Origin of the sequence: Comamonas avium (assembly GCF_014836675.1) — a bacterium.
GTDB classification, from domain to species: domain Bacteria; phylum Pseudomonadota; class Gammaproteobacteria; order Burkholderiales; family Burkholderiaceae_C; genus Comamonas; species Comamonas avium.
Genome location: NZ_JACSQK010000001.1, coordinates 225,579 through 239,790, shown reverse-complemented (window position 1 = coordinate 239,790; position 14,212 = coordinate 225,579). Strand labels below are relative to the sequence as shown.

The 14,212-nt window shown below is 54.1% G+C and carries 6 protein-coding genes, 1 tRNA gene and 1 pseudogene; 3 read left to right on the top strand and 5 right to left on the bottom strand.

The genetic code is table 11. The features are described from left to right. Positions 1-98: 98 nt before the first annotated feature. Complete coding sequence (locus tag H9646_RS01060; protein WP_191721478.1) at positions 99-2,483, bottom strand: arginine/lysine/ornithine decarboxylase; 2,385 nt, start codon at positions 2,481-2,483, stop codon at positions 99-101. Positions 2,484-2,633: 150 nt separating this feature from the next. Between H9646_RS01060 and H9646_RS01055 the strand changes: the two genes are divergently transcribed. From H9646_RS01055 to H9646_RS01045, 3 genes are all read left to right on the top strand, one after another. Then, positions 2,634-3,059, top strand: a complete 426-nt coding sequence (locus H9646_RS01055; protein WP_191721477.1) for an NfeD family protein — start codon at positions 2,634-2,636, stop codon at positions 3,057-3,059. 49 nt (positions 3,060-3,108) lie between these two features. Next, positions 3,109-4,023, top strand: coding sequence for an SPFH domain-containing protein (locus H9646_RS01050; RefSeq protein WP_191721476.1), 915 nt, complete (start codon positions 3,109-3,111; stop codon positions 4,021-4,023). Positions 4,024-4,094: 71 nt separating this feature from the next. Continuing rightward, a tRNA-Ser gene (locus H9646_RS01045) sits at positions 4,095-4,184 on the top strand. Positions 4,185-4,461: 277 nt separating this feature from the next. On the opposite strand, the pseudogene H9646_RS18330 reads toward H9646_RS01045, so the two are convergent. The 4 genes and pseudogenes from H9646_RS18330 to H9646_RS01030 all read right to left on the bottom strand — a co-directional run. Beyond that, positions 4,462-4,699 (bottom strand): annotated as a pseudogene (locus H9646_RS18330) (IS3 family transposase); the annotation flags it as partial. Between the two features lie 322 nt (positions 4,700-5,021). After that, positions 5,022-5,420, bottom strand: a complete 399-nt coding sequence (locus tag H9646_RS01040) for a hypothetical protein (protein WP_191721475.1) — start codon at positions 5,418-5,420, stop codon at positions 5,022-5,024. Positions 5,421-5,423: 3 nt separating this feature from the next. Next, positions 5,424-7,214 (bottom strand): hemagglutinin repeat-containing protein, encoded by a 1,791-nt coding sequence (locus tag H9646_RS01035; protein ID WP_191721474.1) that lies wholly within the window; start codon positions 7,212-7,214, stop codon positions 5,424-5,426. After that, a complete protein-coding gene (locus H9646_RS01030; RefSeq protein ID WP_191721473.1) occupies positions 7,190-14,209 on the bottom strand; it encodes a two-partner secretion domain-containing protein in 7,020 nt (2,339 codons plus the stop codon). The genes H9646_RS01035 and H9646_RS01030 overlap by 25 nt, the downstream gene beginning before the upstream one ends. Between the last annotated feature and the right edge of the window lie 3 nt (positions 14,210-14,212).

The following is a 14,212-nucleotide window of genomic DNA, read 5'->3' as shown; positions in this document are numbered from 1 at the left end:
TTTCAGATAGTTTTATATCTAAAAACCAAGCAGCATAAGCGTTAGCAGCTCTCTTTATTAAAGGCTTCAATCTGAAGCCTTGATGGACTGGTCAGTCTTTATTTAGCCGCAGCACCTGTGGATTTGGCCACTGGCTTGCGCACTTGCGAACGTGCACGTGGCTTGACCGCCGCGGGTTTTTCTTCTGCCACGCAATCTGCGTAAAAGTGCACGACACCGCTGTCGTCCGTAATCTCCACCAGACCGTGGATATCGGTTTCAAAGCCCGGGCACTCTTTGGCAAAGTCACGCGCAAACAGCAAGTAATCCACGATCTTCTTGTTGAAGACTTCGCCGGGAATCAGCAGCGGAATGCCCGGTGGGTAAGGCGTCACCAGACCCACCGTGGTACGGCCAACAAGGTGGTCGATCTCTACACGCTCGGTCTTGCGCTGGGCAATGTGTGCATAGGCATCCGAAGGCTTCATCGCAGGCTTGAGGTCCGACAGATACATCTCGGTGGTCAGGCGCGCAATGTCGTACTTGGCGTACATCTGGTGCACGTGCTGGCACAGATCGCGCAGGCCCATGCGCTCATAGCGGCGGAACTGCTGGCAGAACTCGGGCAGGATGCGCGTGAGCGGCTGGTTGCGGTCGTAGTCGTCCTTGAACTGCTGCAGCGCAGTGAGCATGGTGTTCCAGCGGCCCTTGGTAATGCCAATGGTGAACATGATGAAGAACGAGTACAGGCCCGTCTTCTCCACCACCACACCATGCTCTGCCAGGTACTTGGTCACGATCGAGGCGGGAATGCCGGTGTCGGCAAAGTCGCCATCCAGATCCAGACCGGGCGTCACGATGGTGGACTTGATGGGGTCCAGCATATTGAAGCCATCGGCCAGATCGCCAAAGCCATGCCAGTTGTCGAACTCTTTACCGTTCTTTTTCTTGGCCTTGGACTTGGGCGTGGCGTCCTTGCCGCGAATGATCCAGTCCTCGGCACGGCCCACACCTTCTTCGGCGAGCTTTTCGGGGCCCCAGACTTCAAACCACCAGTCGTCGTCGCCAAATTCATCGTCCACCTTGCGCATGGCGCGGCGGAAATCGAGCGCTTCCACAATGGACTCTTCCACCAGCGCAGTGCCCCCGGGCGGCTCCATCATGGCGGCAGCCACATCGCAGCTGGCAATGATGCTGTACTGCGGGCTGGTCGAGGTGTGCATCAGGTACGCCTCGTTGAACAGGTGGTGATCGAGCTTTTCGTTTTGCGAGTCCTGCACCAGCACATGCGAAGCCTGGCTGATACCGGCCAGCAGCTTGTGAATGGACTGCGTGGCATACACCACCGACTCTTTCGGGCGCTGGCGCTTTTTGCCCATGGCGTGGTAAGTGCCGTAGAAGGGGTGAAACGCCGCATGCGGCAGCCATGCCTCATCAAAGTGCAGGTTGGCCACATAGCCGTCCAGCATGTTCTTGATGGTTTCGGTGTTGTAGAGCACGCCGTCGTAGGTGGACTGCGTCAGCGTCAGCACACGGGGCTTGGCCTTTTTGGCATCCACACCCTTGAGCAGCGGATTGGCAGCAATCTTGGCCTGAATGGATTCCACGCTGAATTCGCTTTGCGGAATCGGACCAATAATGCCGAAATGGTTGCGCGTAGGCTTCAAGAACACCGGAATCGCACCCGTCATGATGATGGAGTGCAGGATGGACTTGTGGCAATTGCGGTCCACCACCACCACATCGCCCGGAGCCACAGTGTGGTGCCAGACAATCTTGTTGGAAGTGGATGTGCCGTTGGTCACAAAGTAGCAGTGATCGGCATTGAAAATGCGCGCTGCATTGCGCTCTGACTCGCCAATGGCACCATTGTGGTCCAGCAGCTGGCCCAGCTCCTCCACCGCATTGCACACGTCGGCGCGCAGCATGTTCTCACCATAAAACTGGTGGTACATCTGGCCCACAGGGCTCTTCAAGAACGCAACACCACCCGAGTGACCGGGGCAGTGCCAGCTGTAAGAGCCATCTTCGGCGTAATCCAGCAGAGCCTTGAAGAACGGTGGCTGCACACTTTCCAGATAGTTCTTGGCTTCACGGATGATGTGCTTGGCCACAAACTCCGGTGTGTCCTCAAACATGTGAATGAAGCCGTGCAGTTCACGCAAAATGTCGTTGGGCAGATGGCGTGCCGTTTTGGTTTCGCCGTAAATGTAGATCGGCACTTCCTCATTCTTGCGGCGCACTTCACCAATGAAATTGCGCAGGCTGTGAATGATGGGATCATCATTGTCGCCAGTCAGCTCCTCGTCGTCGATCGACAAGATAAAGGCACTGGCGCGACTTTGTTGCTGCGCAAACTGGCTCAGGTCACCGTAACTGGTGACACCCAAGACCTCAAAACCTTCAACCTCAATGGCCTGTGCCAGGGCGCGAATGCCCAAACCAGACGTGTTGTCGGAGCGGTAATCCTCGTCGATGATGACGATGGGAAAACGGAATTTCATGCGCAACCCTTTGCAATCGGGGATCAATAAAAGTCAGATAGGCGCGCAGTGTAAGTAATATCGCAGTCAAGACTGCAATTTGCAGACGCTTTTCCTACATTTACAGGCAGTTTCATGACACTGCCATCAACAAGACAAGGGAGTCGATACATGGAGGACAGTAATTTGTGGTGGATCCTGACGGGTATCACCATTGCCGCCGAGCTGCTCACAGGGGGTATCTACCTCTTGATGATTGCGCTGGGCATGGCAGCCGGTGCCGTGGCTGCGCATCTGGGGCTGGACATGCCCATTCAGATCAGCACTGCAGCCATCGTAGGCGTGCTGTCGGTCATGCTGTGCCGCCGCATACGTGGCCGCCGCATGCCAGAGCTGCCCGCTGCCGCCAACCCCGACTTGAATCTGGATATTGGCGAGACCGTACATGTCCCCGAATGGAACAGCGACGGCACCGCCCGCATCCCCTACCGCGGCAGCCAGTGGACCGTGGTACTGCGCCCCGGCAGCATGCCCGCAGCAGGCCTGCACCGCGTGATTGAAGTGCAAGGCAACCGCCTGATCGTAGACAAGGCCTGAGCGCCCTCTTTTTTCAACCCGTTTTTTCTTCTCTTATAAGGCTTAGACCATGGAAATCGCCATTGTCGGTTTAGTGATAGCTGCCATCTTTGTCAGCATGTCCGTCAAAATCGTTCCCCAGCAGCACGCATGGATCAAGGAGCGCTTTGGCAAATACGCAGGCACCCTCAGCCCCGGTTTGCGCATCATCATTCCGTTCATCGAGAAAGTCTCGTACAAGCACAGCCTCAAGGAAATTCCACTGGACGTGCCCAGCCAAGTCTGTATTACGCGTGACAACACACAGCTGCAGGTCGACGGCATCCTGTACTTTCAAGTCACCGACCCCATGCGCGCCAGCTACGGCTCGTCCAACTACATCATGGCGGTGACACAGCTGGCGCAAACCTCGCTGCGCAGCGTGATCGGCAAACTGGAGCTGGACAAGACCTTTGAAGAGCGCGACATGATCAACGCGCAAGTGGTCAACGCCATTGACGAAGCCGCCCTGAACTGGGGCGTCAAGGTGCTGCGCTATGAAATCAAGGATTTGACACCTCCCGCCGAAATTCTGCGCGCCATGCAGGCCCAGATCACCGCTGAACGTGAAAAGCGCGCCTTGATTGCCGCCTCTGAAGGCCGCCGCCAGGAGCAAATCAACATTGCCACCGGCGAACGTGAAGCGTTCATCGCCCGCTCTGAAGGTGAAAAGCAAGCTGCAATCAATAAAGCCCAGGGTGAAGCTTCGGCCATCACCACCGTGGCTGAGGCCACCGCGCAAGCGCTGGAGCGTGTGGCTATTGCCATTCAGCAACCCGGTGGCGAGCAGGCTGTGCAACTGAAAGTGGCTGAAAGCGCTGTGGATGCCTACAGCAAGGTCGCCAAAGACGCCAACACCACCCTCATCGTGCCCAGCAATATCTCTGAAGTCTCGGGCCTCATCGCCTCTGCCATGCGCGTGGTTCAGCAAGGCGCACGCAACTAACTTCGTTTTTTTAGGTGCAATAGGCCTTTAAAGCCAGGCACCTCTAAAAAACAGGTTAGAATTTCAGCTTCGGAAGGGTGGATGAGTGGCTTAAGTCGCACGCCTGGAAAGCGTGTGTGGGTTAATCCCCACCGCGGGTTCGAATCCCGCCTCTTCCGCCAAGAAATGAAGCCCCGTCTAGCAATAGACGGGGCTTTTATTTTTTGTCCACCATCCTGCCTGCCATCAATTAGCTGATTGTTCCGTACTGGATCGAACTCAACCGGCCATCTGTTGAGACACCGGCAGCATCTCCATTGCATTTTTTCAATCTCATACCACTGGCTTGGCCGAACTATCAGGCCTGCCACCAGCCATACAAAGCCTGAGCTTCACCGCTCAGGCTTTTTTGTATCCAGACTTCTGCTGGGAGTTGTTGCACAAATCACCGTATCGCAAGGCGTACTTCAGTCGCACTGACGAGCGAAGTACGCCGCCGCTTTTTTTCAGGATGTCACGCTCCTCGGTGACCCGCTTGAACTCAGCCTTCAAGCGACACATCTCTTCACCTTGGCCGGCTTGCTCTAAGCGTTGTGCCGCAGGAATTTGCTGCAGGCGAATTCACTTGTACAGGCCTTGTTCCAAGATTTGTTTAACGGCCTCAATTGAATGCTTCTGGGTAGCGCTGTGCGTTCATATGGACTCCTATTTAAACGAAATATGTCCCATCTCCCCCAAGTCAGGACAAAATAATGGGGGAGCTAAATACTCATTAACCAATTTTAAATTTATCATAGCTATTATTTCCAAAAACTTACAGGATTGGCTCGAACAACAAAACCATTTGACGAAACCCCAATTGCGATATTTTGCTCAACGCCATTATTATATGCCCATGGGAAATTCAGTTGAATTAATAACCATCAGTCATGTTTGATGAGGCCGTAGATCAATATTTTGTTTAATTTTATATCTTAAATATAAATTATTATTAATGGGAGCTACCACTCGTAAATACCTTATACCTCCAAAATATTGCCCGAGTCGTCTTGAAACTCATAAAAACCATTAAATATATCACTCGGCCACTGATCATCTATTAATGAACATGCTTCTAGCTGACGAATTCTTCCGTCATCACCTAGCCAAACAATGAAACTAACAAGACCTTCGGCTGGCTCACGACGCTTAGCATTAATCGCAGGTGGATATCCACTCACAGGTAGATCCCCCTCTCCACGAGGAATTTCGACTGGAATTGCAACATCACTGCAGTGGAATTTTGTCGTAAAACCACCAGCATGTGACTGGCGATCAGTCACAGTTAGGTATGGAATCTGATTTCGCATCCCAACGATCCAAGGGGTATCACCTCTTAAAGCAAGTTTCATAACTTTAATTTCAAATGGGTCAAGCATATTTTATTTCCTAGGTAATGGATACTTGGAATTCATAGTATTTCCAGAGAACGAACCAATTCGAAATGATCCATTAACGGTCATTCCACGGACCCATACAGGGTTTCCGCTCACATCGATCCATGCCGTAACAACCCCTGGCTGCCCCGCCATTTTTTGTGCCGCAGTGTGAACAGCAGAAAATGCAGCCTCGTTACTTCCATATTTTGTAACTAGTGGCCCTAGATTATGAGAGAAATCATCAAATATATGAATCATCTTGGACGAAGAATTCCCATATTCTGACAATATTTTAGCGGTATTTACTATATTATCTGTGGCTGTACGCTCTATCAATTTTCCATACAATGCAACCACACCCTTAAAGGCACTACTTATGACTTTATTACCCAGCAGTAACTCTTCTACCGTCGTGTAAGGATTGACGCTGTCACGCATCGCATAGAACTGATTAAGTTCCTGGATACTGGCTTTCTCATCTGCCGTGCAGTAGCGCGGCTGCAAACAAGCCGAGTTCAACTCGGCAAGCACGGATTTGAGTGATTCTTTGTCAAATACACTCTGGCATTGGTCGTTGACCAAGCACATACCGGCTTCCTTGCGCTGCTGTTCATCAAGCTGAGCGTATTCTTGAATAATTTTCTTCTTATCATCCTCAGTCTCTGCACTAGCTAACTTTCTCTCTTTTTCCCTAGCTTGATTGTGAGTGAGGTAGTTATTCGTCACCTCATTGCCAGCAGCAGCCGCACCACTAACGCCACCCGTCACCGCTCCCGCTGCTGTGCTAGCCGCCGCCGTCAGCACATCTGCCAATGCTCCCGTGATACCCGCTTCTCTCAACGCCTGCGCCACCGCTGGTGCCGTCAGAGTTCCGGCTGCCGCACCAGCAGCGCCTCCAATTCCGCCAGTCAGTCCACCGACCACCGTGTGCGCAGCCAGGCGCAGGCTACCGTTGTCGCCCCATAGCGCGTTAATGGCATCCGCCTCTGCGTCTTTGCCCTGACTTCGCAGCTGCTGTGCAATCTTCATCTGTGCTTCGGCATAGTCCCCCACGGCCTTGCTGGCCTGCTGCCCAAACGTTGCCATGATCTGTGCATTGGCCGCTTGCTCTTGCAGCAGCTTTTGACCGTCCCAGTTTTTCTGGAGTCCATTGCTGCCGTCGCCGGTTAGCACATTGCTTTGAATACTGGCTGCGGCTTCACTGGCGCTTTGGCCGGTTTTTTGCTGCTGACCGGCTTCGTCGGTGATGGTCACAGCGCCTGCGCTGATGCCGCTGTGCGTGGTGCTGCGCTCATTGCCGCTGTCGCTACTGATGCCTGCAGCTGCGCCCTGGACCCCTGTACCGAATTGCTGTGCCGACCAAGTGGTGCCCTGGCCGACAGTGTTCGGTGAACCTGCGGACTTGCCGCCGCCCATGCTTTGGCTGTAGCCCCCCGAAAGGTTGACACCACTGGCTTTGTAGTCGCTGTGGTTTTCAATATCGCTGTGGGTAAGCGTTCCGGTGGTCAGGCTGTTGCGGTTGTTGTCAATCGCAGTTTGGTTGCTGGCAATCACTGCGCCCTTCAGGTCAGTATTGCCCTTAACGTTGACCTGGAAGCCGCCGTCACCGGCCTGTATGCCGGTTTGCTCGTTGACGCTGGCAAAGTCGCCCTTGGCCTTGCTTTTGCTATAGCTGACACTGCCAGAGAAACCGGCACCGACAGTGACGGAGCCGCCGATGTTTTGCTGCTTGCCGCTGAAGGTGCTGGTATCTTGCAGGCTCTCCAGATTCAGGTTTCCGCCCACATCGGCCACCACCTGCTTGCCGCTGCGTTCAGGCGCAGGTCTTGTGTGGTTTGCACCTGGGCTGCACGGGCATTGATGTCGTTGCCTGCATTGATGACGGTTGTACCCTGGGTGTTGATCTGTGTACCCACCTCCTGGCTGCTGCCAAAGAAGAGATGATTCTTGGCATCCCAGGTGATGCGGTTGTCTGAGGAGGTATCGACTGTAGAGAGGTTGACGTTGTTGCCTGCATGGATGCGGGTAACTCCGCCTTCGTCTGCATTGGCGATTTGCGCACCCTGAAGATTGATGTCATTGCCTGCAATCAGGGACATCAATCCCCCTGTTGCCGCTTTGCTGTCCAGCGGGCCGGTGAGCACGAGGCCTGCAACCCTGTCCACCACGGTGTTGGAGTATCCGTTTTGGGCGGTTCCACCGCTGGTGGTGCGTGTGGTGGTCTCCACGTTGATATCGTTGCCTGCCTGGGCCAGCAGTTGCAGTGCGGCTGAAACGGTTCCGCCCACCACATTGATATCGCGCTGCGCATTGAGCGATACAGAGTCGCTGACGATATGGCCACCGATGTTATTAATATCGTTGGCAGCAATCAGTACCGTACGGCGGCCAGCAATGGTGCCGCTGTTGTGCACATCACCATCGGTTTTAACGGCGATGGTGTCGGCGCTGATCAAGGTGCCTGTGGCGCTCAAGTCACCTGGCTTGGCCACCACATAGACTTTGGGCACCAGCACGCTTTGCACCGAGCCATCGGGCATGGTGACGTTTTGCGAAACCAGCCAGACCAGATCACTGGTCAGTTGCGCAACTTGCGCTGCAGACAGTTCAACCCCTGGGCGCAGTGCATGCGATTGGGCAAAGGTCACGCCGTTTTGCAGCAAGGCCATGTATTGCTCGTCGTTGCTGGTGTAGTCACTCAGGAAACGGCGGCCTGTCAGTTGCCCAATTTGCTGCTGTATGAGCTGCTGCTCGTAAAAGCCGTCACCCAGGCGCTTTTGCATCAAGGCGGGATCAAGCCTTAAAGCATTGACCATGTAGTCCGAAGACAACCAGTTTTTGTAGCTGGCAAATGCGGGATCGGTTTCCACCAAAGGGCGGTTGCCGTTTTGCGCATTGACCACGAACAAGCTGCTGCTGGGCAGCGAAGGGCCAGAGGCCACCGTACGAATAAAGACCTGTTCGCCCGCTGCTGCGGTGACCGGCTGCTGGGTTACGGTGGCAGGGGCATTGCCGGAACCGGAGCCTGCTGCGTTGTACCCGCCGGAGTTGACCGAGCCGCCGCTGCTCGCATTACCAGAACCTGAGCTGCCTACGGACTGACCCACTCCACCGGAAGCTGCGCCAATATCGCCAACGTTATTACCCGTGTTGCTGTTGGCACCTACGCCGCCGCCGGTACCTGTGCCTGCTTGGTTTTGAAGGAATACGACCGTTGGGAGTTCAAAACTTGTGCTTTCGGAGCTGCTGAATGCCGCAGGAGCAGATGCATGCCGCTTCTGAGAATCACTGAATCCTCCGTGGTATTTCCATGAATAGAAGACAGCCGTTCCATTGGAAGTCTTGGTCTCAGTACCAGTGACCGTTGATTTATTATTCAGATTTCCTGCAGTGACATTTCCACCGGCAATAACAGTGGAATCAAAATTATTCAGCAACCCACTGACATTGATATTTCCGCCAGCAGTAATTTCTCCAGCTTTTGAAGATATAACGCGATCTTTATAGAAAGAGTCAGTGACCCCACTCACAATTGTATAACTGCGCTCTGCAGCCACAAATCTATTATTTTCTTTTATTTCCGCCAAAATCGCATTATTTAATTTGGTGACTGCAGCGATAGATTCATCGTATATTTTTAAAGCAGCCTCATAAGCAGCTTTTTTATCTCTAGAGTACCAAGAAAATGACCCCCCTTCATTGGCAGATGCTCCATATGCAAGTGGATCAGGTTTATTCGTATTATATTTTGCAGGCTTATCAATGCCATACTGAGCGAATCTAGCCGACCCTCCAGACTCATACACATAAGTGGTCGTGCAGGAATCAATGTCATCGCTATAACAAGATCTAGAGCTCTTAATTGCAACAGGAATTGTTGTCAGGAATTTATCTGGATGAACAACCTTGAACATTCGGCCATCGGAAGAAGCACCTGGAATATCTTTCCGATTAAAAAATCCAATACTACTTCCCTTCAAATATGGAACAAATGTTCCACTCCAGACTTCGACATAGTTATTCGCACTTTCAACTTGTTGTCCTGGAAGCTGCACCAAATTCTCACCGGCCTGGCTTCTTACCAGCTCTTGCTTCGCAATTTCAATTCCAGCATTAGTATTATTAACAACCTCCGCATTCAAATTAATGCTGCCGGCCGCGTCAATCTTTGAGCCGGTGTTGTTGATGGCCTGCGCCTGCCCTGCCGCTACTCGATTGGCATCAAGCGTGGCGCCGAAGCGCATGTCTGCGAGGCTCAAAATGCTGGCACCGCCTGTGTTATTTAAAACAAGTGCGCCAATGTCCAGGTCCTGCCGAGAAGCAATCGTTGCGCTGCTTGCATTTTCTGCACGGTTGTTGAGCGTGTCCGCTTGGATGGATACATGATTGCCATAGATGCGGCCCGTGCCCACGTTGTCCACCGTGGTGGCATTGATGCGGGTGTCGCTGCCGTCAATCAGGCCGCGGTTGGCCAATGTCTGGTTGGCATTGACGCTGGTCACCCCGGCAGAGCTGATTTCTGCTCCACTGTGGTTGTCAACGTTGTTGCCCGAGACGGTGACACTGCTGCCGCCTTTGATGAGCCCCTGGTTGGTGAAGTCCCCGCCGCTTTCAACCAACAGATCGCCATTGACGCTCAGATCACCCTGATGGGTGTAATTGCCAGCAAAGGCCAGTTGCATGCCGCCTTGCGCCTGGAGACTGCCAGCCCCTGAGACAGACTGATTTTTGATACTGATGTTGTTGCCCGCAAACAAGGTTCCACCTTGGTTGCTCAGTGTCTGGCTTGCGCTGCTGAGCGCCGCGCCGCTGGCAATGCCAGCATCAAACACTGACAGGTTGTGCCCTGCCTTGATCACACCCTGGTTGTTGTTGACCTTGCCACTGCTGTGAATGAGCACATCGTTGTTGGAGGTGATGGATCCGCCAACATTCGCTATTTCTGCTGCCAAGGCATTGAGCTTGACGTCCGTGGTGGATTGAATGGTTCCACCCGCCGTATTGTCAATTCCCACACCGCTGCCTGCGGTGCTGTTGATTTGCAAAGTGTTATTGGACGCAATCGCGCCGCCCTGATTGGTGACCTGACCACCCGTTAAGTGGCCTTCACCATAGGCACCGATATAGCCGCCATGGCTGTTATTGATGTTTGCGCCTTGCGCATCAATGTGCAACGAGCCTGACGAGACAATGCCGCCAACACTGCCCGAGTGCTGATTGATGATGTCTCCACCATGGCTGCTGATCTGCAGCTGACTGGTCGAAGCGGTTGTCTGAATGGCTCCTGCGGAGTTGTTCAGCGCAGAGCTATCGAGTTGCAACCACTGATCTGCCAAGATGGTGCCACCTTGGTTAGAAACCGTGCTCCATTGGCCTGCCGCATCCTTGCTTTGAATGTGCACAGAAGCGGCAGTGATGCGACCGGCATCGTTGTTGATGCCGCTGGAGGTAAGAGTGCCATTTTGCAAGGCTGCAATACGGCCATGCTGGTTGTCCAGCCATCCACTTTGCACATCCAGGTTGCCTGCTGAGGCGATGATCTTGCCGCCATCGTTGTTCAGCGCGCCTTGCTGGGTATCAATGGCAATGGTTTGCGCACCTATTTGCCCGGCTTGGTTGCTCAGTGATGTACTGTTGAGATGGAGCGTGTTAGTGGACGCAATCGTGCCCTGAACGTTGCCCAGAGCGCCGGTTTGTACGCTGACAGTTTCTGTGCCACTGAGTTGGCCAGCAGTGTTGTCAAGCGAAGCACTTAGGGCGTTGATGGCACCGCTGCTTTGGATCTTGCCTTCTGAATTGGTGAGCTGACCTTTGGCATCCAAGGTCAACGGCCCCTGGGCTTGAATTTGACCCTTGCGGTTATTGATGTCGGAAGCACTGTCGATGACAAGAGCTGCCCCAGCCTGAATCAGGCCTTGCTCTGATTGGAGCGCTGCCACCTGCAAATGTGCGTTTTGCAGGCTGGTGATTTCTCCACCCTGGTTGCTCACTTGCCCCGCTATGGCGCGAAGATCGCCGTTGCTGACAATCTTGGCATCTGTGTTGTTCAAAGAGTTGCTGGCGGTAATTGACAGCAACCCATCGGAGGCCTGCTCGATCAAACCCTGTGTGTTATCGAGGGTTTGCGTAACGATCGTGGCATCTTTGGCAGAGCTGATCTGCCCTTTCTGAGTGTGCAGTGCCTGTGTCTGGATTTGAACTGCACCACCACTGCTGGCAATGACGCCAGACTGGTTGTCAACACGCTGACCAGCCTGAACATCTACAGCGCCATTAGCTAGCAATTTACCGGAAGCATTGGTCAGGCTGTTGGATGCATGTATGCGCGCATCACCCATGGCAGCGACAGAGCCCTCGGTGTTGTCGATGTCAGCGGCTGAGGCATCTAATGCACCGCTGGCAAACAAGGCACCGCCTCTGTTGTCGATGCCGCTTCCGGCATGAATCTTGAATGACCCCTCTGAAACCAAAGTAGAGGTAGAGGCAGGGGTTGTATTGCCATCACCGGACTGCATGGAGCCTGCCACGTTGCGGATGCCTTGGGCCGTTGCAATGTCGAGGTGCTTTAAGGCAGTGATTTTTCCGGAATCGTTGTCAAGGCTTGCTGCTTGAATCTGAGTGCTGCCGTTGCTCGATATCTTGCCCTGCTTGCTGTGCACAGCATCAGCCACGTTGATGCGCAACTGACCCGATCCGTTTTGTGAGATTTCTCCCAGGGTGTTATCCAAAGATTGGGCTTGAATGCCAATCTGCGCTTCTTTGGCATCAGACACTGTGCCAATCTGCCCTTGATGGTTAGTCAGTGCGCCAGAAACGTCCAAGGAGATGCTGCCTGCATTGCTGACAATGCGACCGCCGCTGCTGTCCAGGCTTTGCGCCTGAAGCGTCAGGTCCTTGCCAGCAGCCAATGTACCTGTAGTGTTGTTCAATCCTTGCTGGATCGTGAGTGACAGCGACTGGGCACTGCCAATGGAGCCTGCCGAGTTGTCCAGACTTTGTGCATTCAACTGCAGATCAGAATGCGCAAAAAACGAGCCAGAATCATTCTGGAACGAGGACTGCGAGCCAGTGAAACTTTGCGCAACCAAGGTGCCCTGGCTGTTGTTCAGAATGCCCTCACTGTGCAGTTGACGAACATTGGCGGTGCCACTGTTCGTCAAAGCCTCAGACACAGAGATATCGCTTGCGCCGTTCGCAAGCAGCTTTCCGGTATTGTCAATGTCCTGCGCCACCTGGATATGTCCATCGGCCAAAATCACAGGCGCAACAGGTGTCGTCTGTATCGCGCTGCCATCCTGGCTCGAGGTAGGGGCGGCTCCTGAACCGGAGCTTTCTCCAGTTCCTGTGCCACTACCGGTGCCCGTTCCAGAGCCTTCAGAGGCGGTTGATGCAGGTGGTGCCCCCAGCACTGCATTGGAGCCGGTATTAGCAAGCGTGGCGCTGCTGATGAGCAGGCTTTGCGCCCCGGTCTGGGTGATGTTTCCGGCATTGCTCAGACCGGTTGCTGTGACATCCAGCCTTTGAGCCGTGATGCTGCCACTGCCTTGGTTGCTGATTCGTCCAGCCTCAATCAACAATTGCTGGCCAGCCTTTAGCGCTCCTGAGTTGTTGAAGCCAGCCCCTCCATCCTGAAGAACTGCATTTCGCTGGCTGCTGATCGTTCCGCCGTTATCGACACCCTTGGCAGAAATACTCAGATCTGCAGAGTCTGCATTGCTGGCCAGGGTTCCGGAGTTGCTCAGCAAGCCATCTGCGCTCAAGGTCAAACGACCAGAGCTTGCAGAAACTGTGCCTGCATTCTTGACGCCAAGCCCCGCCTCCGTGCCGACGATAAAGATCTTGCCCGCATACATGCCGCCCAGTTGAGCCACGTCCAGGGCAAACTGCGGCTTCTGAGAAAAATCGCCACCTGCAGCCATGGCATTGCCTTGCTGGACGCTGCCATCTGCTGTGACCTCATTTACGCCGGTGACCACACGCAAATCCTGAGCCCACAGCCCGGCGTTCAGCGAGATGGCTCTTGCAAGGATGTTGGCGTAATCGGCCTTGCTGGCATCCATACCACTGCCCTGAATGCTGATAAGCCCGTTTTGAACGTTAAAGCCGCCCAAACTGCCATTGGCACCATAAAGGGGTCTGCCCGTTGTCAGGGTCACGCCTGCGGCATTGATGAAAGACAGGCCATCGACCACCAGACCTGAGGGGTTGGCGATGATGACATCAGCACGCTGGCCGGCAACCTCCAAGGGCCCCATCAGCCGGGTCTGGGCTGCAGAGTTGACTTCGTTGACGATGACTCTGGCGCCACCATTGGCGAGCCATGGATTGCCTTGCACCCAGCCACCGATCTGGGTTTGCACATTGGTGCGGCTGTTGTTGAGGATGGCTCCCTTTTGTCCAATGTCGAACTGCTGGTAGGTGTTGCGGCTTACGCCACCTGCAGAAGGGGTCTGAATGTTGACCGTGGGCGTGCCGTTGGCAGACTGCAGAACCGTTGGGCGCTGGCGATTGGGGGCTGAGGGGTCGGCAATGATCTGCGCAAGGCTGGCCTGCGCTCCAAGAGCCAAGGCCAGCATGCCCGCTGTTTTAGCAGCAGCAGAAACCGGGGCGAGAGACAGGTCAGCCAGGAGCGATCTGGTTGGGCAAGCACTGTTTGCCAGTGTTTCGCCAGAGCCGCCTGTCTGAGTACTGCCGCCACTGGCTTTGCCTTCACTGGAGGCAATTTCCTGCACTACCATCCGAATGCCACGAGCTTTGTTGAAGATAACGCGGTGAAGATTCTTGTTCATGAT